At 72.8% G+C, this 20,817-nt stretch carries 21 protein-coding genes and 1 tRNA gene; 12 read left to right on the top strand and 10 right to left on the bottom strand.

Annotated features, from left to right (window positions below; all coding sequences use genetic code 11):
- Positions 1–3: 3 nt before the first annotated feature.
- Genes otsB through ACILRH_RS03905 form a run of 3 tightly spaced genes read right to left on the bottom strand, consistent with a single transcriptional unit; the run spans position 4 to position 1,692 of the window.
- Positions 4–846: a trehalose-phosphatase gene (gene otsB / locus ACILRH_RS03915; protein ID WP_395690928.1), complete on the bottom strand. Its 843-nt coding sequence runs from the start codon at positions 844–846 to the stop codon at positions 4–6.
- 28 nt (positions 847–874) lie between these two features.
- Positions 875–1,381: a LytR C-terminal domain-containing protein gene (locus ACILRH_RS03910; protein WP_395690927.1), complete on the bottom strand. Its 507-nt coding sequence runs from the start codon at positions 1,379–1,381 to the stop codon at positions 875–877.
- 11 nt (positions 1,382–1,392) lie between these two features.
- A complete protein-coding gene (locus tag ACILRH_RS03905; RefSeq protein ID WP_395690925.1) occupies positions 1,393–1,692 on the bottom strand; it encodes a DUF3263 domain-containing protein in 300 nt (99 codons plus the stop codon).
- Positions 1,693–1,809: 117 nt separating this feature from the next.
- Between ACILRH_RS03905 and ACILRH_RS03900 the strand changes: the two genes are divergently transcribed.
- The 9 genes from ACILRH_RS03900 (at position 1,810) to ACILRH_RS03860 (ending at position 12,969) form a co-directional block, all read left to right on the top strand.
- Positions 1,810–2,817: a Gfo/Idh/MocA family protein gene (locus ACILRH_RS03900; protein WP_395690923.1), complete on the top strand. Its 1,008-nt coding sequence runs from the start codon at positions 1,810–1,812 to the stop codon at positions 2,815–2,817.
- Positions 2,818–2,925: 108 nt separating this feature from the next.
- The gene (locus tag ACILRH_RS03895; protein WP_395690922.1) at positions 2,926–4,362 is read left to right on the top strand and encodes a trehalose-6-phosphate synthase; all 1,437 of its coding nucleotides are present in this window, start codon (positions 2,926–2,928) and stop codon (positions 4,360–4,362) included.
- Positions 4,363–4,454: 92 nt separating this feature from the next.
- Positions 4,455–5,774, top strand: coding sequence for an alpha/beta fold hydrolase (locus ACILRH_RS03890; RefSeq protein WP_395690920.1), 1,320 nt, complete (start codon positions 4,455–4,457; stop codon positions 5,772–5,774).
- A gap of 107 nt (positions 5,775–5,881) precedes the next feature.
- Positions 5,882–7,231 carry an MFS transporter gene (locus ACILRH_RS03885; protein ID WP_395690919.1) on the top strand — a complete coding sequence of 450 codons (1,350 nt, stop codon included), beginning with the start codon at positions 5,882–5,884 and terminating at the stop codon, positions 7,229–7,231.
- Positions 7,228–8,664 carry a pyridoxal phosphate-dependent decarboxylase family protein gene (locus tag ACILRH_RS03880; RefSeq protein ID WP_395690917.1) on the top strand — a complete coding sequence of 479 codons (1,437 nt, stop codon included), beginning with the start codon at positions 7,228–7,230 and terminating at the stop codon, positions 8,662–8,664. Before ACILRH_RS03885 ends, ACILRH_RS03880 begins: the two co-directional genes overlap by 4 nt.
- A 47-nt stretch (positions 8,665–8,711) precedes the next feature.
- Entirely contained in the window at positions 8,712–10,202 is a 1,491-nt protein-coding gene (locus tag ACILRH_RS03875) for a flavin monoamine oxidase family protein (protein WP_395690915.1), read from the top strand.
- Positions 10,203–10,434: 232 nt separating this feature from the next.
- The gene (locus tag ACILRH_RS03870; RefSeq protein WP_395691208.1) at positions 10,435–11,094 is read left to right on the top strand and encodes a uracil-DNA glycosylase; all 660 of its coding nucleotides are present in this window, start codon (positions 10,435–10,437) and stop codon (positions 11,092–11,094) included.
- Positions 11,095–11,143: 49 nt separating this feature from the next.
- Positions 11,144–12,163, top strand: coding sequence for a potassium channel family protein (locus tag ACILRH_RS03865; protein WP_395690914.1), 1,020 nt, complete (start codon positions 11,144–11,146; stop codon positions 12,161–12,163).
- 20 nt (positions 12,164–12,183) lie between these two features.
- Positions 12,184–12,969 (top strand): dioxygenase, encoded by a 786-nt coding sequence (locus tag ACILRH_RS03860; protein WP_395690913.1) that lies wholly within the window; start codon positions 12,184–12,186, stop codon positions 12,967–12,969.
- A gap of 150 nt (positions 12,970–13,119) precedes the next feature.
- Here the strand turns inward: ACILRH_RS03860 and ACILRH_RS03855 are convergent, their stop codons facing one another.
- Positions 13,120–13,605, bottom strand: coding sequence for a cupin domain-containing protein (locus ACILRH_RS03855; RefSeq protein WP_395690911.1), 486 nt, complete (start codon positions 13,603–13,605; stop codon positions 13,120–13,122).
- Positions 13,606–13,636: 31 nt separating this feature from the next.
- Entirely contained in the window at positions 13,637–15,196 is a 1,560-nt protein-coding gene (locus ACILRH_RS03850) for a succinic semialdehyde dehydrogenase (RefSeq protein WP_395690910.1), read from the bottom strand.
- A 62-nt stretch (positions 15,197–15,258) separates the two neighbouring features.
- Between ACILRH_RS03850 and pdxY the strand changes: the two genes are divergently transcribed.
- Together pdxY and ACILRH_RS03840 are read left to right on the top strand one after the other, a co-directional pair.
- Positions 15,259–16,110, top strand: coding sequence for a pyridoxal kinase PdxY (pdxY, locus tag ACILRH_RS03845; protein WP_395690908.1), 852 nt, complete (start codon positions 15,259–15,261; stop codon positions 16,108–16,110).
- Between the two features lie 68 nt (positions 16,111–16,178).
- Entirely contained in the window at positions 16,179–16,799 is a 621-nt protein-coding gene (locus tag ACILRH_RS03840; protein ID WP_395690906.1) for a DUF305 domain-containing protein, read from the top strand.
- A 4-nt stretch (positions 16,800–16,803) separates the two neighbouring features.
- On the opposite strand, the gene ACILRH_RS03835 is transcribed toward ACILRH_RS03840, so the two are convergent.
- Together ACILRH_RS03835 and ACILRH_RS03830 are read right to left on the bottom strand one after the other, a co-directional pair.
- Positions 16,804–17,112 (bottom strand): HNH endonuclease signature motif containing protein, encoded by a 309-nt coding sequence (locus tag ACILRH_RS03835; protein WP_395690904.1) that lies wholly within the window; start codon positions 17,110–17,112, stop codon positions 16,804–16,806.
- 140 nt (positions 17,113–17,252) lie between these two features.
- Positions 17,253–17,325 (bottom strand) — tRNA-Thr (locus ACILRH_RS03830).
- 48 nt (positions 17,326–17,373) lie between these two features.
- Here ACILRH_RS03830 and ACILRH_RS03825 point away from each other — a divergent pair.
- Positions 17,374–18,033 (top strand): class E sortase, encoded by a 660-nt coding sequence (locus ACILRH_RS03825; RefSeq protein ID WP_395690902.1) that lies wholly within the window; start codon positions 17,374–17,376, stop codon positions 18,031–18,033.
- Here the strand turns inward: ACILRH_RS03825 and ACILRH_RS03820 are convergent.
- The 3 genes from ACILRH_RS03820 to malQ are packed head-to-tail and all read right to left on the bottom strand — an operon-like array spanning position 18,005 to position 20,663.
- Positions 18,005–18,727 carry an SDR family NAD(P)-dependent oxidoreductase gene (locus ACILRH_RS03820; RefSeq protein WP_395690900.1) on the bottom strand — a complete coding sequence of 241 codons (723 nt, stop codon included), beginning with the start codon at positions 18,725–18,727 and terminating at the stop codon, positions 18,005–18,007. The two genes, ACILRH_RS03825 and ACILRH_RS03820, sit on opposite strands and share 29 nt — an antisense overlap.
- 11 nt (positions 18,728–18,738) lie before the next feature.
- Positions 18,739–19,197, bottom strand: coding sequence for a nuclear transport factor 2 family protein (locus ACILRH_RS03815; RefSeq protein WP_395690898.1), 459 nt, complete (start codon positions 19,195–19,197; stop codon positions 18,739–18,741).
- A 26-nt stretch (positions 19,198–19,223) separates the two neighbouring features.
- Positions 19,224–20,663 (bottom strand): 4-alpha-glucanotransferase, encoded by a 1,440-nt coding sequence (malQ, locus tag ACILRH_RS03810; protein WP_395690896.1) that lies wholly within the window; start codon positions 20,661–20,663, stop codon positions 19,224–19,226.
- Positions 20,664–20,817: the final 154 nt, after the last annotated feature.

Below are 20,817 nucleotides of genomic sequence, written 5' to 3'. Positions count from 1 at the left end.
CGCTCAGGAGGCGGCGCGGGCGTCGGCGGTGATCCGGCGCAGCAGGTCGAGGACGCCCTCGGGGCCGTGCACGACCACGTCGGAGAGCGCGACCAGCGCGCTCTCCTCCGACGAGGCCGAGCAGACGAGCAGGGTCGGGAGGCCGTCGGCGGCGAGCTTGGCGACCGCCTCGAACGCCTCGACGTCGCCGAGGTCGTCGCCGGCGAACATGACCGCGCCCGCCCCGACCTCGCTCACCAGGGTCTCGACCGCCTGGCCCTTGTCCATGCCCGGCGCGCGCACCTCGATGACGTGCCGGCCGGGCTCGAGCACCAGGCCGTTGCGCTCGGCGAGCGCGCGCAGCGGCGGCAGCAGCCGGTCGAACGCTCCGTCCGGGTCGGCCATCCGGCGGGTGTGCACCGCGTGGGCCAGCCCCTTGTCCTCGACCCACGCGTCCGCGGCGTCGGCCTCCCGGAGCGTCCGCGGCAGGTCACGCAGGAAGGTCGCGAGGCCCGCCGGCGGGCGCGGCGAGACGATCCGGCGGCGCGTGGAGCTCCAGCGCTCGTTGCCGTACTGCCCGAAGAGGTAGAGCTCCTTGCCGGTGTCGCCGATGGCGTTGCCCGCCTCCTCGAGGCCGCCGAGCGCCAGCGCCTGGCGGGCCGGCCGGCCGGTGATCACCGCGACCGCGGCCACCACGTCGGCGAGGTCGACGAGCACCGCGCCGGCGTCGGGGTGGATGTGCGCCTGCTCGGGGTCGTCGACGATCGGCGCGAGGGTGCCGTCGAAGTCCAGCCCGACGACCGCGCGGCGCGCGGCGCGGACGAACGCGTCGTACTTCCGCTCCCCCTCGGGTGAGGTGAACTCCATGGGTCCACCCTGTCACCCGCGGGCGGGGTCAGGACAGCGGGCCGGTCAGGATCAGGGTGAGCCGGTCCAGCCGCATCGGGTCGATCGCCGGTGCGGTGCGCTTGACGCCGAGGTCGAGGGCCAGCTGCTTGGCGGCGGCCTTGAGCTTCGGCGGGTAGTAGACGGTGCTGGCCGGGATCGTGCCGTACCAGTTGTCCGCGCCGACGACCTTCCAGCCGATGCCGCTGGCCCGCTGCCCGACGGTGCCGGCCAGTCCGGTGATGCCGGAGTTGTTGTAGACCTCGACGTAGACCTTGCCGCGCTGGACCTGGGGCTTGAGCGGGGTCGGCTTCGTGCTCGCGCCGAAGGTCGGCGAGGGCGACTGCGTGGGGGTGGTGTTGCGGGCGACGGTCGTGACCTCGCGCTCGGTCGGCTCACCACCGCGGGTCGCGACGAAGGCGATGCCGGCCATCGCGACGGCGATGATGCTCAGCATCACGACCGGGGAGGGCAGCGCCGCCCCGCGCTCGGACCGGGGGCGCCGGCTGGTGCGCACGGTCGACACCCTCAGACCTCGAAGCCGAGACGGCGCGCCGAGCGCTGCCGCTGCCGGGCCGACCGCAGCCGGCGCAGGCGGCGGACCAGGAGCGGGTCGGCCTCGAGCGCCTCGGGCCGGTCGATGAGGGCGTTGAGGACCTGGTAGTAGCGGGTCGAGGACATGTCGAACTTCTCCCGCACCGCGGTCTCCTTGGCACCGGCGTACTTCCACCACTGGCGCTCGAAGTCGAGGATCTCGCGGTCACGCTCGCTCAGCGTCGGGGCGGTGCCGGCAGCGGCAGCGCCGTCGAGGGCGTTCGCGGCGTCCATGGGTGTCCTCCCCCGGTGGTGACGACAGTGCAGGTCAGGCTCCACTGTAGGCGAGGAACTACAGGGATGTCATTCGCCCTCCCGGGCGCGTCGCCGACGACGTCCTAGGCTCGGCGCATGACGACCCGATGGGGCATCCTCGCCACCGGCAAGATCGCCCGGACCTTCGCGCGCGACCTCGCCCTCGTGCCCGATGCGGAGCTGGTGGCGGTGGGCTCCCGCCGGCTCGCGAGCGCCGAGGCGTTCGCTGCCGAGCACGGCGGGACGGCGTACGGCTCCTACGAGGAGCTGGTCGCCGACCCTGCCGTCGACGTCGTGTACGTCGCCTCGCCCCATGCCCTGCACCTCGACCACGCCCGCCTCGCGCTCGAGGCCGGCAAGCACGTGCTGTGCGAGAAGCCGCTGACCCTGGACGTCGCGGCGGCCGAGGAGATGGTGCGGCTGGCCGCCGAGCACGACCGGTTCCTCATGGAGGCGATGTGGACGGCGTGCCACCCCGCGATCCTCGCGCTGCGCGATCGGCTGCGGTCCGGCGAGCTCGGCCGGCCTCGCCACCTGCACGCCGAGCTCGGCTTCCGGGTCGACGCCCCACCGGAGGACCGGATGCTCAACCCGTCGCTGGGGGCGTCGGCGCTGCTCGACATGGGCATCTACCCGCTGACCTTCGCGCACCTGGTGCTCGGTGAGGCCGAGGAGCTGCACGCGGTCGCCGACCTGACCGCGGACGCGATCGACCTCGACGTCGCGGTGACCGGCCGCTACCCCGCGGGGGCGCTCGCGACCATGACGGCCTCGATGTCGTCGTGGTCGTCGCGCCGCGCCTCGATCGCGACCGACCTCGGCCGGATCGACGCCGACGACTTCCACCACCCGGAGCGGATCACGTTCACGCCGTACGTCCAGGGCGAGGGCAGCTGGGTGTTCCTGCCCGGGGAGCAGGTGGAGATCGAGCCGACGGAGCCGGTGGTGGGCCAGGGCTACGCCCACGAGATCGTCGAGGTCGGCCGCTGTCTGGCGGCCGGGCTGCGGGAGAGCCCGCTGGTGCCGCACGCCCAGACGCTGACGATCCTGCGCCAGATGGACGACCTGCGCGCCCAGGTCGGGGTGCGCTTCCCGGGGTCCTGACCGACGCCGCTCCGAGCGGCACGTCTGCTCCGGCCCCCGACCGGGCACCGGGGGGCCATGGCCGGGGAGAGCAGAGCACGCAGCAGCAGGAGCACTAGGCTGAGGACCGTGGCTTCTCGCGGCGCGGACCTCGTGATCGTCGCGAACCGCCTGCCGGTGGATCGCGTCGAGGAGAAGGACGGCTCGGGCAGCTGGCGCCGCTCACCTGGCGGCCTGGTGTCCGCCCTCGAGCCCGTGATGCGCTCGAACGACGGCACCTGGATCGGCTGGCCCGGGGGCACCGAGCAGGGGCTCGAGCCCTTCGACTCCGACGGCATGCACCTGGTGCCGATGTCGCTGACCGCCGAGGAGATCGAGAACTTCTACGAGGGCTTCTCCAACGCGACCCTCTGGCCGCTCTACCACGACGTCGTGGCCAAGCCCGAGTTCCACCGCGAGTGGTGGGACAGCTACGTGGCGGTCAACCGCCGCTTCGCCGAGAAGGCCGCCGAGGTCGCCGCCGAGCACGCGACCGTGTGGGTGCACGACTACCAGCTGCAGCTGGTGCCGGCGATGCTGCGCGAGCTGCGACCGGACCTGCGGATCGGGTTCTACCTCCACATCCCGTTCCCGCCGAGCGAGCTGTTCTCCCAGCTGCCGTGGCGACGCCAGCTCCTGGAGGGGCTGCTCGGCGCCGACCTGGTCGGCTTCCAGCTCAGTGGCGCGGCCCAGAACTTCGTCCGCCTGGTGCGGCGCCGGGTGGGGCACAAGACCCACCGCGACCTGGTCTACCTGCCCGACGGCCGCACGGTCCGGGCGGCGGCGTTCCCGATCTCGATCGACGTCGACGCCTACGAGTCGCTCGCCCGGTCCGAGGAGGTCAGCCGGCGGGCCAAGGAGATCCGCGAGGCCGTCGGCAACCCGCGCAAGATCTTCCTCGGCGTCGACCGGCTCGACTACACCAAGGGCATCTACGCCCGCCTGCGGGCCTTCGGCGAGCTGATCCAGGAGGGTCACCTCGACGTCGAGGACGCGGTGTTCGTGCAGGTGGCGACCCCCTCGCGGGAGCAGGTCGAGCAGTACCGCATCCTGCGCGACGACATCGAGCGCCTGGTCGGACGTCTCAACGGCGACCTGGGGCGGATCGGGCAGCCGGCGGTGCACTACCTGCACTCGTCGTACCCCCGCGAGGAGATGGCGGCGTTCTTCCGCGCCGCCGACATCATGGTCGTGACGCCGCTGCGCGACGGCATGAACCTGGTCGCCAAGGAGTACGTCGCCTGCCGGTACGACGACCACGGGGCGCTGGTGCTCTCGGAGTTCGCCGGCGCCGCGGAGGAGCTGCGGCAGGCCTGGCAGATCAACCCCTACGACATCAACGGGATGAAGCAGGCGCTCCTGGACGCCTACCGCGCCGACGAGCGCGAGGTCGTCCGGCGGATGCGCGCGATGCGCAAGACGGTGATCCGCCACGACGTGGCCGCCTGGGCGGCGTCCTTCCTCGAGGAGCTCGCCTCCGTGCGGCCCGAGCACGGCAAGACCGTGCGGCCCGCCGAGCGGTCGTGACGACCCTGGGTCGTGGCGCAGATGACATGCCGGCGCTGCCCCGGTTCATGCCCCGTCCGTAGCCCGTTCGGGCTGCGGTAGTTTCTCAAGGTATGGACCTGGTGCCCAGGCCCGACCAGCTGGTCGCGGCCGCCGGCAACGTCGCGCAGCTGCTCATGTACGGGGGCCTCGCCGACCTGCGCCCGATGCCCCGCACGCTGATCGACGAGGGCACCCTGCGGGAGGTCTACCACTACCGGCCCGCCGTCAACGTGCGGTCGCAGGGCGACCCGGTCCTGCTGGTGACCCCGCTGGCCGCGCCGGCGATCTGCTTCGACCTGCGCCGCGGCTGCTCGGTCGTGCAGCACTTCGTCGAGGCCGGGCGGCCGACGTACCTGGTGGAGTACGGCAACGTGTCGTTCCGCGACCGCAACCTCGGCCTGGAGCACTGGGTCGAGGAGGTCGTGCCGACCGCCGTGCGCGAGGTGTCCGCCCACGCCGGTGGCCGGCCCGTGCACGTGGTCGGATGGAGCCTGGGCGGGATCTTCGCGATGCTCGCCGCCGCCGACGGCCCGGACCTGCCGATCGCGTCGCTGTCGGTCGTGGGCTCGCCGGTCGACGTGACCAAGGTGCCGCTGGTCGCCCCGCTGCGGCCGTTGCTCGACCTCACCGCCGGCCGGGGGCTGATCACCCGCACCTACCGCGCCGTCGGCGGGGCGCCGACGCCGCTGGTGCGGTGGGCGTTCCAGCTGTCGTCGTTCCAGAAGCTGGTGACCAAGCCGGTCGCGATCGCCACCCACCTCGACGACCGCGAGTTCCTGGCGCAGATCGAGGCCGTCGACCGCTTCACGGCCCAAATGACGGCGTACCCGGGCCGCTCCTTCGGGCAGCTCTACCACCGCTTCGCCAAGGGCAACGCCCTCGCGACCGGCGAGCTGCAGGTCGGCGACCACGACGTCTCGCTGGCCGACGTCACCGCCCCGGTCCTGGTCTTCGGCGGCTCGACCGACGGCATCGCCCCGGTCGCCGCCGTGAAGGCCGTGGTCCCGCTCCTGCGCGGAGCGCGCGAGGTGCGGTTCGAGATCGTGCCGGGCGGCCACCTCGGCATGCTCACCGGGCGCGCCGCGCGGGGCACCACCTGGCGGGTGCTCGACGAGTGGATCGACCGGTGGTCCCAGCCGACCGTGACGTCGGGGACGGCGGTCGGCAAGAAGGCGCCGGCCAAGAAGGCGCCGGCGAAGAAGGCAGCCGGCAAGAAGACCGCGTCCAAGAAGACCGCGTCCAAGAAGACCGCGTCCAAGAAGGCACCGGCGAAGAAGGCACCGGCGAAGAAGGCAGCACCGCCGACAGCCGCCCCGGCCTCAGAGGAGACGATCGGCTCGAACCCGACCCGCCGCTACGGGTCCGGCAGCTCCCGCGCACTCTCCCGCTGACCAGTCGGCCGACTTGTCGGCCAATCCCGTTGCTTGTCGGCCGAAGTTTCGGCCGACAAGTGCTGGTTTACCCGGTCGACCGGGTAAACCAGCACTAGCCTCGCGCCATGCCAGCCACCGACCGCCTGCCCCGCAGCGTCCGGCTCGGCTACGGCTCGGGCTCCGTCGCCACCGGCGCGTTCGGCACCGTCCCGGGGCTGATGCTGCTGCCCTACCTCACCGACAGCCTCGGCATCGCCGCGCTCGCGGCCGGGTTCATCGTGTTCGCGCCGAAGGCGTGGGACGTCGTCCTCAACCCGATCGCCGGACGGATCAGCGACCGCACCGTCGACCCGCGCGGCCCGCGGCGGCCGTGGCTGCTGCGCGCCGGCCTGACCCTCTCGGTCGGCTTCGCCCTGCTGTTCGCGGCGCCGGAGATGGGCCGGCTCGCCGAGGCGGCGTGGGTGCTGGTCTTCTTCCTCGGCTGCGCCACGGCGTACGCGTTCTTCCAGGTGCCCTACGTCGCGATGCCGGCCGAGATCACCGACTCCTACGACGAGCGCACCCGCCTGATGACCTGGCGGGTGGCGATCCTGGCGTTCACGATCATGCTGGCGGGCGCGAGCGCGCCGGCCATCCGGGACGCGGTCGGCGGCCGCGCGGGCTACCGCGTGATGGGCGTGGTGATGGCCGTGATCATCGTGGTCGGCGTCGTGAGCGCCTACGTCGGGACCCGGCGGGTGCCGGTCGCCGCGCCGCGACCCGGCGCCGGCTCGCTGCGCGACCAGCTGCGCATCGTCGCGACCGCCGACGACTTCCGGCACCTGCTGACCACCTTCGTGGTGCAGGCCCTGGCGACCGGCTGCATGCTCGCCGGGGTCGACTACCTGGCCTCCGACGTGCTGGGCCGCGACGGCGCCGCCACGATCCTGTTCGTCTGCTTCGTCGGCCCCGCGCTGCTGCTCACCCCGGTGTGGACCGCGATCGGCACCCGGATCGGCAAGAAGCGCGGGTACGTCGCCTCCTCGGTCGTCCTCGCCGCCGGCGCCCTGCTCGTTGCGACCGCGCAGTCGGCGCCGCTCGCGCTTGTCTTCGCAGCGACGGTCCTCATCGGCATCGGGTACGCCGGCTGCCAGGTGTTCCCGATGGCGATGCTGCCCGACGCCGCCGCCGACGACGCCCGCCGCACCGGGTCGGGCCGGGTCGGCGTCTACACCGGCGTGTGGACCGCCGGCGAGACGCTCGGCCTCGCCCTGGGGCCCGGGGTGTTCGCCATCGTCCTGGCGATCGGGGGCTACCGGTCGTCCACCGACGGCGACGTCGTCCAACCCGACTCAGCCCTCACCGCGATCACCCTCGGCTTCTCGGTGCTCCCGGCCGCCCTGATCATCCTCAGCCTGCTCTGGCTGCGCCGCTACTCCCTCGACGCGGCCCACGTGGACCTGCCGACCGACCCCGCCCCGGAAGGGATCTCATGAGCTCCGACGCCCTGGCCCGTCTGCACGAGCTGCAGGCGGCCGACCTGCCCGTGCACGGCGGTCGCACGTTCGCCTACGTCTACGACTCGGGCCTGCCCGACGTGGACCGGATCGGGCGCGAGGCGGTCGCGGCGTACGCCGGCTCCAACGGGCTGGACCCGACCGCCTTCCCGAGCCTGGTGCAGATGGAGAACGACGTCGTCGGCTTCGCGGCGGACCTGCTCGACGCCCCGCCGACCGCCCAGGGGACCGTGACCTCCGGCGGCACCGAGTCGGTGCTGCTCGCGGTCAAGACCGCCCGCGACAGCCGCCCGGATGTCGACCACCCGCGGATGGTGATCCCGGACACCGCGCACGCCGCGTTCCACAAGGGGGCCCACTACTTCGGCGTCGAGGCGGTCGTCGTGCCGGTCGGCTCGGACTACCGTGCCGACCCGGCGGCGATGGTCGCGGCGATCGACGAGGACCCCGACCGCACCGTGCTCGTGGCGGTCTCGGCGCCGTCGTACGCCCACGGCGTCGTGGACCCGGTGCCCGAGGTCGCGGCCGCGGCCGCCGAGCGCGGCGTCCGGTGCCACGTCGACGCCTGCATCGGCGGCTGGGTCCTGCCGTACGCCGCCCGCGCGGGCCGCCCCGTCCCGCCGTGGACGTTCGCGGTCGAGGGGGTCACCTCGATCTCCGCCGACCTGCACAAGTACGGCTACGCCCCCAAGGGCACCTCGATCCTGCTGCACCGCTCGTCCGAGCTGCGGGCGCCGCAGTTCTTCGCCTGGGCCGCCTGGCCGGGCTACACGATGATCAACTCGACGATCCAGTCCACCAAGTCCGGCGGACCGCTCGCCGGCGCGTGGGCCGTCGTGCAGTCGCTGGGCGACGAGGGCTACGAGCGCCTGGCGCGCGACACCTTCGAGGCCGTCGACCGGATCGTCGCCGGGGTCGCCGCGATCGACGGCCTGCGGGTGCTCGCCGCGCCGGACTCGACGCTGGTGGCGCTGGTGACCGACGAGCGCAGCGACCCCTTCACGGTGTGCGACGAGATGGCCTCGCGGCAGTGGTACGTGCAGCCGCAGATGTCCTACGGCACCCACCCGGCCAACATCCACCTCTCGGTCAGCGCGGCGACGCTCGCCCACGTCGACGACTTCCTCGCGTCCCTGGCCGAGTCGGTCGCGACGGCGCAGGCGAGCGGCCCGGTCGCCGTCGACCCGGGGGTGGCGGCGTTCATCGCCGCGCTCGACCCGGCCACCCTCACCAGCGACGACTTCGACGGTCTGCTGGCGGCGTCCGGCCTGGCCGGGGGCGAGCCGGGCGCGCTCGACCTGCCCGACCGGATGGCCGAGGTCAACGCGATGATCGACCTGGCGTCCCCCGCGATGCGCGAGGCGCTGGTGCTGGCCTTCCTCGACCGGCTCTACCGGGCGCACCGCGGCTAGCCCCCGCCGCGGCGTGCCTCGCGCGCCGGTGGCTCGTTGGGCACGGCATGGCCGTCACCCGCCGCACGCTGCTCGGCAGCGCCGCCGCCACCGGGCTCGCCCTGGGCACCGGCGCCCTCCACGACCAGGTCGCCGCCGCGTCCCGCCAGGGGGTGCTGCCGCGGCGGACGGACGTGGTCGTCGTCGGCGCCGGCATCTCGGGCCTCGTGGCCGCCCGCGACCTGACCCGGGCCGGCCTCGACGTGGTGCTCCTCGAGGCCCGCGACCGGGTCGGCGGCCGGGTCCTCAACCACCACCTGCGCGGACCGGGGACCCACGGCGCCACCATCGAGTCCGGCGGCGCGTTCATCGGCCCGACCCAGACCCACGTCGCCCGGCTCGCGAAGGAGCTCGGCGTCCCCACCTTCCCCGAGCACGCCGACGGCAGCAGCGTCTACGTGTCCTCGCTCCTGGGCCGCCAGGAGTACGCCGGCACCGTCCCGCCCGACCCGACGATCCTCCCCGACGCCGCCGTCCTGCTCCAGCGCATCGACGCGATGGCCGCCGAGATCGACGTCGCCGCACCCTGGTCGCACCGGAGCGCGGCCGCGTGGGACCAGCAGACTCTCGGGGAGTGGATCCGGCGCAACGCGGTCAACGGCGCCGGTGTCGCGAACCTGATCGAGTGCTGGACCCAGCCCGGCTTCGGCGCCGACCCCGACGAGCTGTCGCTGCTCTATGTGCTCTGGTACGTCGCGTGCTCGGGCGACGAGCGGCACGTCGGCACGTTCTCCCGCAACTCCGACACCGTGGGCGGCGCCCAGGAGCGGCGCTTCGTCGGTGGCTCCCAGCTGATCCCGCTGCGGCTCGCCGCGCGGCTCGGTGAGGTCGTCGCCCTCCGGGCGCCGGTCCGCCGGGTCGACCAGGGCGACGGCCACGTCGTGGTGCACACCGGCCGTGGCGTCGTAAGGGCCCGGCGGATGGTCGTGGCCGCCCCGCCGCCGCTCGTGCTCGACATCGACTGGCGGCCGGGGCTCCCCACCCGCCGCCTGCAGCTGCTGCGCCACCTCGACCTGGGCCAGCTGATGAAGTGCGACGCGGTCTACCGGCGGCCGTTCTGGCGCGACGCCGGCCTGAGCGGCTTCGGCATCAACGACTCCGGCGCGGCCCGCGCCGTCTTCGACAACTCGCCGCCGTCGGGCGATCCCGGCGTGCTGCTCGCCTTCGTCGGGGGCGACACCTGGCGCCGGTACGGCGTGCTGCCACGCGCGCAGCGCCGCCGCGCCGTCCTCGAGGGGTTCGCCGCGATGTTCGGCGAGCAGGCGCTGCACCCGATCGACTACGTCGAGCACGACTGGACCCACGAGCGCTGGACCACCGGCGGGCCGGTCGCCAACTACGCCCCGGGCACGATGGTCCGGTTCGGCTCCGCGATCCGGCAGCCCTTCGGCCGCGTGCACTGGGCCGGCACCGAGACCTCGACGTACTGGACCGGCTACATGGACGGCGCCGTCCGGGCCGGCCAGCGCGCCGCCGCCGAGGTCGGGGCGCTGCTCTGAGCCGGCCCGCCCCCCCCCGCCGCGTGGTCGCGCCGTGGGAGGGATGAATCCCCGGTCAGCCGGGGATTCATCCGGGGTTGTCAGGGACTTCATGACGTTGTCGGGGGTTGCAACGCCTGACAACGTCAGGAAGAGCCTGACAACCCCAGCCCCCGCCCGCGCCTGAGGGCCGCCCCCGGCCGCTAGCCTGCACGGCGTGAGCGCACTCGCGGGGCTGGTCGAGAAGGGCCTGATGGCGCCGGACTGGGCCGAGCAGCTGGCGCCGGTCGACGACCAGGTCGCGGCGATGGGGCAGTTCCTGCGGGCGGAGGTGGGGGCGGGCCGCGGCTACCTGCCCCGGGGCGACCAGGTCTTCCGCGCCTTCCAGCGACCGCTCGCCGACGTCCGCGTGCTCGTGGTGGGACAGGACCCCTACCCGACGCCCGGGCACCCGATCGGCCTCTCGTTCGCCGTCGAGGCGCACGTGCGGCCGCTGCCGCCCAGCCTGGTCAACATCTACACCGAGCTGCAGTCCGACCTCGGCATCGAGCCGCCCCCGCACGGCGACCTGACCGCCTGGGCGGACCAGGGCGTGATGCTGCTCAACCGCGCCCTGACCGTCCAACCCGGCCGGTCGGCGGCCCACCGCGGCAAGGGCTGGGAGCCGATCACCCAGTGCGCGATCGAGACGCTGGTGCGGCGCGGCGGGCCCTGCGTGGCGATCCTCTGGGGCAGCGACGCGCGCAGCCTCAAGCCGATGCTCGGGGGCATCCCGGTCGTCGAGTCCCCGCACCCGTCGCCGCTGTCGGCGTACCGCGGCTTCTTCGGCTCCCGGCCGTTCTCGAAGGTCGACGCACTCCTGGAGCGGCAGGGCGGGCGACCCGTCGACTGGCGACTGCCGTCGGTGGCGTGAGGGACCTTCGCCCGTACTGAGGGGACTCGCGGCGCCCTACGGTCGGGACGTGGAACCCCTGCACCGCATCCGTACGGCGCTCCTCGCGCTGCTGGCCGTCACGGTGTTCGGCACCGTCGGCTACCTGCTGCTGGGGTTCACGCTGATGGAGGCGGCGTACCAGACCGTGACCACGGTCTCGACCGTCGGCTTCCGCGAGGTGCGACCGCTCTCGCCGGCCGCCGAGGTCTTCACGATGGGGCTGATCGTCGTGGGCGTCGGCACCGTGCTCTACAACCTCGGCGTGGTCCTCGAGGCCGTCACCGAGGGCCACCTGCGCCACAACCTGGAGGAGCGCCGGATGACCAAGGACATCGCCGCCCTGCGCGGCCACGTCATCATCTGCGGCTACGGCCGGGTCGGCCGGACCGCGTCGGACTTCCTGCGCTCGACCGGCGAGCAGGTCGTCGTCGTCGACACCGACCCCGCCCGCTTCACCGAGCTCGACCCGACCGTCGCACGCCTGGTCGGCGACGTCACCCGCGACGAGGTGCTGCTGGCCGCCGGGCTGGCGCACGCGCGAGCGGTGGTCGTCTGCCTGGAGTCCGACGCCGACACCGTCTACTGCACGCTCTCGGCACGGGCCCTGCGCCCCGACGTGGTGATCGTCGCCCGGGCCCGCACCGCGGGGTCGAAGACCAAGCTCGAGCTCGCCGGTGCGAATCGCGCGGTCAACCCGCAGCGGCTCGGCGGCCGACGGCTGGCCGCGTTCGCCCTGCAGCCCGACGTGGCGGAGTTCCTCGACGTCGTCATGCACGAGGACACCCTCGACTGGCGGATCCAGCAGGTCCCGGTGGCCGCCGGCTCGGAGCTGGTCGGCGCCACCGTGTGGCAGTGCCGGGTGCGGACCGGCGCGCTGCCGCTCGCCGTACGCCGGGCACCGCGCGCGCCCCTCGAGGCGAACCCGGACGGGACCGTCGTGCTGCCGGCCGGCTCCGTGCTCGTGGTCCTCGGCACCCAGGAGGAGCTGGCCACGCTCTCGCAGCTGGCGGCCGGCGACCCCGGCGACCGGGTGCGGAACAAAGTTTAATCTGCAATCATTATGCCGACATGACGACCGACACGACCTCGCGGATGCCCGCGCTCTACATCGGGCACGGCGCCCCGCCCCTGCTCGACGACCCGGTGTGGTCCGGCCAGCTGGCGGCCTGGGCCCGCGACCTGCCGCGCCCGCGCGCGATCCTCGTCGTCAGCGCGCACTGGGAGTCCGCACCGGTGATGCTGAGCACCAGCCGTGCGCCGCTGGTCTACGACTTCGGCGGGTTCGCGCCGAAGTACTACCAGATGACCTACGAGTCCCCCGACGCGTCGGCGCTCGCCGCCCGGGTCGCGGCGATGATGCCCAGCACCGAGCCGGTCCACCAGCACCCCAGCCGCGGCCTCGACCACGGCGCCTGGGTGCCGCTGCGGATCATGTACCCGGACGCCGACATCCCGGTCCTGCAGCTGTCGCTGCCCACCGACGACCCGGTCCGGTTGCTCGAGCTCGGCGCCCGGCTGCGCCCGCTGCGCGACGAGGGCGTGCTGATCATCGGGTCCGGCTTCCTCACCCACGGCCTGCCGTTCCTGACCGAGTGGCGGATCGACGCGGCCGTGCCCGGTTGGTCGGCCGACTTCGACGCGTGGGCAGGTGACGCCCTGGCCCGTGGTGACGTCGACGCGCTCGCCGACTACCGCGCCCAGGCCCCCGGGCTCCCCTACGCCCACCCGACCGTCGAGCACTACACGCCGCTCTTCGTCACCCTCGGCGCCGCCACCGACCCCGAGGCACCGGGGCTCCAGGTCATCGACGGCTTCTGGATGGGGCTGTCCAAGCGGTCGCTGCAGGTTGCCTGACCGTTGAGTTGAGGGTTGTGCCACTCGAGTTCGGAGTTCTGACCACTCGACTTGAGGACGGTGACCACCCAGCATCGCGGACTCGTCAAAACCCTCAAATCAACAGGTCGCAACCCTCAACTCAACGGGTCGCAACCCTCAACTCAACGGTCAGACCCAGAACGTGTCGTGGCGGAGCATGAACTCCACCCGCTCCTCCTCGGTCATCTGCTCGCCCCGGGCGAGGGTCTCGAAGTAGTCCTCGCGCGGCCCGCCGGGCGCGAACATCAGCAGCATCGACGCGCCGCCGCTCCCGCGGAAGCCGTGCAGCCCACCCTCGGGCACGTAGAGGAAGTCGCCGCTGCGCGCGGTGACCCACGCACGTCCGTCGTACAGGCGGACCTCGCCGGACAGCACGTAGAACTGCTCGGAGATCGACCGGTGGAAGTGCGGGTCGGGCCCGGTCTCGGTCTCCCCGAAGGTCCACTTGTAGAGCCCGAACCGGCCACCGGTCTGGTCGCCGGTCGCGATGTACTCGCAGGTCCCGCCCGTGCGGTAGGTGACGTCCGGCGGCTCGTCGCCCCGGCGGATCCACGCCGACACCTCACCGCCTTCGCCGTGGTAGGTGTCGGGTGGGTAGGGCCGGTGCAGCGACATGTGCCGACGGTACGACGGCCGGCGGGCGCCGTCAGCGGATGCCGGTCCGCCGCATCATCCGCAGGCCGCCGAGCATCCCCTTGACGTACTTCTCGTAGTCCTGGCCGGGCTTGGCGCCCATCACCTGCTTCTTGAGCACGGCGAGGTTCTGCACGTCGGTGTACTTCAGCATCCCCTGGTCGCCGTGCCGGGCGCCGACGCCGGACTGCTTGACACCGCCCGACGGCGTGCCCTTGGAGGCGAACGCGGTGGCGAGGATGTCGTTGACGTTGACGTTGCCCGACTCGATCCGCCGCCCCACCTGGCACGCGGTCGCCACGTCGCCACCCCACACCGACGCGTTGAGCCCGTAGTCGGTGTCGTTCGCGAGCGCGACCGCCTCGTCGACGGTGCGGTAGCGGTGCAGCGCCACGACCGGCCCGAAGGTCTCCGTGACACCGGCGAGCATGTCCGTGGTGACGCCCTCGAGGATCGTCGGCTCGAAGAACGCCGGCCCGAGGTCGGGCCGTGCCTTCCCACCGGTCAGCACCGTGGCGCCCTTCGCCACGGCGTCGTCGACGTGCGACTTGACCCGCTCGAGGTGGTCGGGCGAGACCAGCGAGCCCATGTCGGGACCGAAGTCGTACGACGCACCGACCACGAGCGCCTCGGTCGCGGCGACGAACCGGTCGCGGAACTCGTCGTACCGCGACTCCGGCAGGTACATCCGCTCGATGTGCATGCAGATCTGCCCGGTGTTGCCGAACGCGCCGAAGATGGCGCCCTGCACGACCTCGTCGAGGTCAGCGTCCTCCAGCACGATCATCGGGTTCTTGCCGCCGAGCTCGAGGCAGCAGCCGATCAGGTTGCGTCCGGCCCGCTCGCCGATGACCCGCCCGGTCGCGGTCGAGCCGGTGAACATCACGTAGTTGGCGTTGTCGATCAGCGCCGGCCCGACGTCGGGGCCCTCGCCGCACACCACCTGGAAGAGCCCGCGAGGCAGGCCCGCCTCCTCGAGCATCTGCACGCCGTAGAGCGGCGACAGGGCGGTCTTGTTGTCGGGCTTGAGCACGATCGCGTTGCCCGCCATCAGCGCCGAGATGGAGTCGGAGATGCCGGTGGCGAAGGGGAAGTTCCAGGGCGCGATGATCCCCACGACTCCCTTGGGCTGGCGGATCTCCGTCGACGTCGACAGGAACGGCACCGGCCCGCCGCGCTTGACCGGCTTGAGCAGGTGCGGCGCCCGCTTGAGGTAGTGGCTCATCACCATCACCGGGTCGCAGGTCTCCTCGACCGCCATCCGCCGGTTCTTGCCGCTCTCGGCCTGGATCAGGTCGGTCGTGGTCAGGGCGTTGTCGAGGAAGAGCGAGTGCGCGCGCTTGAAGACCGCGAGCCGCTCCTTCAGCGGCCGGGCGGCCCACTCCCGCTGCGCCGCCCGAGCCGTGACGAAGGCCTGCTCGACGTCGGCCGGCGTCGACTGGGGCAGCTCGACGAGGAGGTCGCCGGTGTAGACCTCGGTCAGCTTCCACGAGCCACCGCTGGTCGACGGCACCCGGGCGACCAGCCCCTCGAGGAAGGCGTCGGTCAGGGTGGCGGGTCGCTGCAGCGTCATACCGATGGAATGTAACTCGTTCTAGTTTGCTCGTACAGGTCCCGGTGGGCAGGATCCGCCAGGTGAAGATCCTGTCCATCCAGTCCTCGGTCGCCTACGGCCACGTCGGCAACTCCGCCGCGGTCTTCCCGCTGCAGCGGCTGGGGCATGAGGTCTGGCCGGTGCTCACCGTCCACTTCTCCAACCACACCGGGTACGGCGCGTGGCGCGGGCCGCTGCTCGCGCCCGAGGACGTCCGCGAGGTGATCGCCGGGATCGAGGACCGCGGCGTCCTCGGCGAGGCGGACGCCGTGCTCTCGGGCTACCAGGGCGACCCGGCCGTCGGCGGGATCGTCCTGGACACCGTCGCGCGGGTCAAGGAGCTCAACCCCGACGCCGTCTACTGCTGCGACCCGGTGATGGGCGACGTCGGCCGCGGCATGTTCGTGCGGCCGGGGATCCCCGAGTTCATGCGCGACACGGTGGTGCCGCGGGCCGACATCGTGACGCCGAACCACTTCGAGCTCGACTTCCTCGCCGGGCGCTCGACGTCGACCCTCGCGGAGATCCTCGATGCGGTCGACGAGGTGCGCGAGCGCGGGCCGCGCGACGTGCTGGTCACCAGCGTCGTCCACGGCGACGTGCCCGAGGGCCGCATCGACGTGGTGGCGGTCTCCGAGGAGGGTGCCTGGGCGGTCGAGACCCCGCTGCTGCCGATCACGCCCAACGGCTGCGGCGACGTGACGGCGGCCCTCTACCTCGCCCACCTGCGCACCACCGGGTCGGCACCGACCGCCCTGGCCCGCACCACCGCGTCGGTGTTCGCGATCCTCGAGGAGACACTGCGGGCCGGCACCCGCGAGATCCAGCTCGTGGCCGCCCAGGACGCCATCGCCGACCCGCCGGCGTCGTTCGAGGTACGCCGGCTGCGGTGACCCCTGGCCAGCGCACTCAGGACGTTGGCCCCCGCCCTCCCCACCCGGGCGCACCTACCGTTGACCCCATGACCCGGTCGCGTCGCTCCGCCCTCTTCGCCCTCGTCGTCGCCGTCGCGCTCGCGCTCGGCGGCTGCACCTCGTCCGACAGCAGCGGCGGCGGCTCGGGGTCCTCGGGGTCCTCGGCGCACAACGACGCGGACGCGACGTTCGCCGCCGAGATGGTGCCGCACCACGAGCAGGCGCTGCAGATGGTGGCGATGACCCAGGGCCGCGACCTCTCCCCGGACTTCGAGCAGCTGACCACGGACATCTACGACGCCCAGCAGCCCGAGATCGACGAGATGAAGGGCTGGCTGGAGGACTGGGGCGAGCCGACCGCCACCGGCACCGGGATGGGCGGCATGGGGAACATGTCCGAGATGCCCGGCATGGACGGCTCCGCGCCCGGGATGATGAGCGACGACGACCTCGGTGAGCTGACCAACACCACCGACCGGTCGGCCTTCGAGAAGATGTGGCTGACCATGATGATCGCCCACCACCAGGGTGCGATCGACATGGCCAGGACCGAGCTGGCCGACGGCGAGTACCAGCCCGCCCTGGACCTGGCCCAGTCCATCGTCGAGTCGCAGAGCGCCCAGATCGGCCAGATGAAGCAGATGCTCCAGGACTCGCCGGCGAGCTGAGCGGTCAGTACGACTGGCCGTTCGCGTAGCGCTCGCGACGCCATGCCCGGCCGCGTCCCTTGTTGCGAGCCTTGTACGTCGGCAGCTGGGAGTCACAGTTGGGGCAGACCAGCCTGAGGTTCTCGCGGCGGTTGTTGTCGGCGTCGCCGTCGATGTGGTCGAGCACGAGGACGAGCGGCAGCCCATTCCACTGGGCGAGCATGTCGCAGATCGCGCACCGGCCGTCCTGCTGCTCGCGGAGATACTCGCGGATGTAGTGGCCAGGCGCGGAGTTCAACACCCCGACCCCGGTCGCCAGCCATCGGAGGAGCATCGTCGCCCTTCGCGACTGCTGCTGACAGGCATTGCTGCAGTAGGACCGGGCGCTCTTCGTGACGAGCACCGTTCCACATCCCTGACAGAGGGCCATGTGGCGAACGTACGGCGGCCCGCCGACAACAGAGCCGGCGATAGAGCCGGTGACAGGAGTCGAACCCGCGACATCCTCTTTACAAGAGAGGCGCTCTACCAACTGAGCTACACCGGCAGCGGCGCACATGCTACGGCGCCGCGACGGCTCCCCCACAATGGCGCCATGGCCCGGCGACGACGCACGCTGCTCGCCGCGGGCGTCGTCCTCCTGCTGGCGGGCGCGGCGGTGCTGGCCTGGATCGGCTGGGAGTACGTCGGCAGCAACTGGGTCTCGGCGCGCCGGCACGCCGCGGTCGTCGACGACCTCCACCGCGGCTGGTCCGAGGGCGAGACGAGCGTGCACGTCGACGCGGGCACGGCCGACGCGATCGTCCGGATCCCCCGGTTCGGGTCGGACTACGCCGTACCCGTCCTCGAGGGCACCTCCGACACGGCGCTGGCGTCGGGCTTCGGGCACGTCGAGGGCACTGCCGGCCCCGGTGAGGTCGGCAACTACGCGCTCGCCGCCCACCGGGTCACCCACGGCGAGCCGCTGCGGGACCTGCCCGACCTCGAGGTGGGCGACGAGGTGCTCGTCGACACCGCACGGACGACGTACACCTATCGCCTGGTGACCGGGGGCGACGCGCTCACGGTCCCGTTCACGGCCGGCTGGGTGCTCGACCCGCTGCCGACGAACCCCGAGGACGGCGGCGTCGAGCCGCCGCAGCGGCCGGGTCAGCGGCTGCTGACGCTGACGACCTGCTCCGAGCTGTTCCACACCGACGACCGGCTGGTCGCCTTCGCGGAGCTGGTCAGCTCATCCCCCCGTCGTGGGCGATGACCGCGCCGGTCACCATCCGCGCGGCCGGCGAGGCCAGCCACACGATCGTCTCGCCGATCTCGGCCGGCTTGATGGCCCCGCCGGGCAGCATCATCATCAGCCGGTCCGCGACCCGGCTGTCCAGGTCGTCGGTGAGCTTGTGGAAGACCTGCTCGACGATCGGGGTGTCGACGGTGCCGGGGCAGACCGCGTTGACCCGGATGCCCTCCGGCGAGAGCTCGAGGGCCAGCGCCTTGGTCAGCTGGGTGAGGCCGCCCTTCGCGGCGGCGTACGCCGTGGCGTAGGGCTGCGCGACGTTGCCGGCGACGCTCGAGACGTTGATGATCGCGCCCTTCGCCGCGCGCACGTGCGGGAGCGCGGCCTGGATGAGGAAGAACGGGCCCTTGAGGTCGACCGCGTGCACACGGTCCCACTCCTCCTCGGTGACGGTCTCGATGCGACCGAACTGCACGATGCCGGCGACGTTGGCCAGGACGTCGATGCGGCCGTGCACGGCGCACGCCTCCACCGCCTGCTGGACCGCCGCGAGGTCGCCCACGTTGCACTCGACGTAGGTGACGCCGTCGGGCACGGTCGGGTTGATGTCGAGGCCGAAGACGGTGTCGCCGAGGTCGCGGAAGAGCGCCGCGGTGGCGTGTCCGATCCCGGACGCCGCCCCGGTCACGACGACGACGCGGCTGCCTGGCTCGTTCATGTGTGGCCCCTTCAGAACGTGATGGTGAGGTGGTGATCGAGGACGCCCGCGCGCCCGATGCCGAACCGACGCTCGGTGAACCGCCAGCCACCGCCCGCGCCGGCCCAGTCCGCGACCTCGAAGGTGTCGACGTAGGTGCCGGTGACGATCGGCTGGAGCGGCAGGCCGGGCAGCGCCTGGAGCACCAGGTACGACGACCGCGCGGTCACCGTCCCGTCGGCGCGCGGCTCGTCGAAGACCGTGTTGGCGACCAGGTGCTGGGTGCCCGGCGTGCCGTCCTCGTGCAGCTTCACGAGCCCGGCGTAGAGCCGCTCGACCTCCTCGGCGCCCGTGGCGAGGACCGTCCCCTCCTCGGTCCTCAGCACGGCGTGCGCCATCAGCGCGCCGACGCCGGCGAAGTCGCCCGCGTCGACCAGCCGGCAGTAGGTCGCCAGCAGGCCGCGGATCCGGTCGCCGTCGGTGAGCTGCACGAGGTCGGACGCTACTAGAACAAGTTCTATCTGGGGTAGCCCCGCCGGGATAGTCCCTGACGACCGGGGTCAGGGAGGCGGTCGGAGTCGGCAACGAGCGCGCGGACCCGGGCGGCGAGCTCGGGGGTGAAGGCGCCGGCCGGCGCCCGCCACGCCCAGTTGCCCGTGTCGGTGCCGGGGGTGTTCATCCGGCTCTCGCCGCCGAGCCCGAGCAGGTCCTGGGCGGGGACGACGGCCAGCCGCGCGGTCGACGCCAGCGCGAGCCGGACCAGCGCCCACGGCATCTCCTCGCCGGGGTCGGCCAGCAGCCGGCGTACGGCGTCGCGCGTCCCCTCGTCCAGCGAGCTCCACCACCCCACCGTGGTGTCGTTGTCGTGGGTGCCGGTGTAGACGACGCTGCGCTCGCCGTGGCGGTGCGGGAGGTAGGGGTTGTCGGCGCTGCCGTCGAACGCGAACTGCAGCACCTTCATGCCGGGCAGGTCGAAGCGGGTCCGCAGGGCGTCCACCTCGGGCGTGATCACCCCGAGGTCCTCGGCCACGAGCGTCCCGGGCCCCGCCGTCTCGACCAGCGCGGCCAGGATCTCGGGGCCGGGCCCCGCGGCCCACCAGCCGTCCCGGGCGGTCGGGGCGTCGACGGGGACGTGCCAGGCGGCCTCGAACCCGCGGAAGTGGTCGATGCGGACCAGGTCGAAGAGCTCGCGCTGCCGGGCGATCCGCCGCCGCCACCAGTCGTAGCCGTCGGCGGCCATCGCCGCCCAGTCGTAGTGCGGGTTGTTCCAGCGCTGCCCGTCGGCGGCGAAGTAGTCCGGCGGGCATCCGGTCACCGTCGTGGGCCGGCCGTCCTCGTCGAGCTCGAAGAGGTCCCGCGACGCCCACACGTCCGCGCTGTCGAGCGACACGAAGATCGGCAGATCGCCGAAGACGAGCACCCCCGCGGCCGCCGCGTGCTCACGCAGGCGGGTCCACTGCACCGCGAAGACCCACTGCTCGCGCCGCAGCTCGTCGACCCGGGCGGCGACCGGCGCGAGGGCGGCGCGCACGGCCTCCGGGTCGCGGTCGCGCAGCGGGCGGGGCCAGCTCTGCCAAGGCGCACCCCCGTGCAGCTCGCGCAGCGCCATGAACTCGACGTACGGCTCCAGCCAGTCCGCGTGCTCGGCGCACCAGGTCGCGAGCTCCTCCCGCCGACGGTCGTCCAGCGCCCTCGGGTCGCCGAGCCAGCGGCCGGCCTCGGCGTCGCGGTGGATCAGCGCCGGGTCGCCGGCCATCGTCGAGAGCGCCTGGTACGGCGAGCCGGACTCCTCGTCCGCCGGCACCAGCGGCAGCACCTGCCAGACCGAGCAGCCGGCGGCGCGGAGGAAGTCGACGAAGCGGTGGGCGTCGTCGCCGAGGTCGCCGCCCGGCAGCGACGTCACGTGCAGCAGGACCCCCGCCCGGCGCTGGTCAAGTGGTCCCCTCGGGTCGCCCATCTGCCCTCTCCCTGTCCGGATCGTCGTCGCCGGCGACCCTAGCCCGGGTCCCTGCGAGTCGTGGTGCCGAGCCGTGGATGAATCCCCGGACAGCCGGGTATTCATCCGGGGTTGTCCGGGATTGCCTGACGTTGTCGGGGGTTGCAACCCCCGA

This window comes from Nocardioides sp., from assembly GCF_044226765.1.
In the GTDB taxonomy this organism is placed as follows: domain Bacteria; phylum Actinomycetota; class Actinomycetes; order Propionibacteriales; family Nocardioidaceae; genus Nocardioides.
Note: the sequence above shows the minus strand (reverse complement) of the source record. Positions and strands in the feature narration are given on the sequence as shown.

What these genes read in the sequence shown, in the direction of transcription:
- otsB (WP_395690928.1), bottom strand. Translation starts at nt 846, where the DNA reads ATGGAGTTCACCTCACCCGAGGGGGAGCGGAAGTACGACGCGTTCGTC.
- ACILRH_RS03905 (WP_395690925.1), bottom strand. Translation starts at nt 1,692, where the DNA reads ATGGACGCCGCGAACGCCCTCGACGGCGCTGCCGCTGCCGGCACCGCC.
- ACILRH_RS03900 (WP_395690923.1), top strand. Translation starts at nt 1,810, where the DNA reads ATGACGACCCGATGGGGCATCCTCGCCACCGGCAAGATCGCCCGGACC.
- ACILRH_RS03890 (WP_395690920.1), top strand. Translation starts at nt 4,455, where the DNA reads ATGGACCTGGTGCCCAGGCCCGACCAGCTGGTCGCGGCCGCCGGCAAC.
- ACILRH_RS03885 (WP_395690919.1), top strand. Translation starts at nt 5,882, where the DNA reads ATGCCAGCCACCGACCGCCTGCCCCGCAGCGTCCGGCTCGGCTACGGC.
- ACILRH_RS03880 (WP_395690917.1), top strand. Translation starts at nt 7,228, where the DNA reads ATGAGCTCCGACGCCCTGGCCCGTCTGCACGAGCTGCAGGCGGCCGAC.
- ACILRH_RS03875 (WP_395690915.1), top strand. Translation starts at nt 8,712, where the DNA reads ATGGCCGTCACCCGCCGCACGCTGCTCGGCAGCGCCGCCGCCACCGGG.
- ACILRH_RS03870 (WP_395691208.1), top strand. Translation starts at nt 10,435, where the DNA reads ATGGCGCCGGACTGGGCCGAGCAGCTGGCGCCGGTCGACGACCAGGTC.
- ACILRH_RS03860 (WP_395690913.1), top strand. Translation starts at nt 12,184, where the DNA reads ATGACGACCGACACGACCTCGCGGATGCCCGCGCTCTACATCGGGCAC.
- ACILRH_RS03855 (WP_395690911.1), bottom strand. Translation starts at nt 13,605, where the DNA reads ATGTCGCTGCACCGGCCCTACCCACCCGACACCTACCACGGCGAAGGC.
- ACILRH_RS03850 (WP_395690910.1), bottom strand. Translation starts at nt 15,196, where the DNA reads ATGACGCTGCAGCGACCCGCCACCCTGACCGACGCCTTCCTCGAGGGG.
- ACILRH_RS03840 (WP_395690906.1), top strand. Translation starts at nt 16,179, where the DNA reads ATGACCCGGTCGCGTCGCTCCGCCCTCTTCGCCCTCGTCGTCGCCGTC.
- ACILRH_RS03835 (WP_395690904.1), bottom strand. Translation starts at nt 17,112, where the DNA reads ATGCTCCTCCGATGGCTGGCGACCGGGGTCGGGGTGTTGAACTCCGCG.
- ACILRH_RS03825 (WP_395690902.1), top strand. Translation starts at nt 17,374, where the DNA reads ATGGCCCGGCGACGACGCACGCTGCTCGCCGCGGGCGTCGTCCTCCTG.
- ACILRH_RS03820 (WP_395690900.1), bottom strand. Translation starts at nt 18,727, where the DNA reads ATGAACGAGCCAGGCAGCCGCGTCGTCGTCGTGACCGGGGCGGCGTCC.
- malQ (WP_395690896.1), bottom strand. Translation starts at nt 20,663, where the DNA reads ATGGGCGACCCGAGGGGACCACTTGACCAGCGCCGGGCGGGGGTCCTG.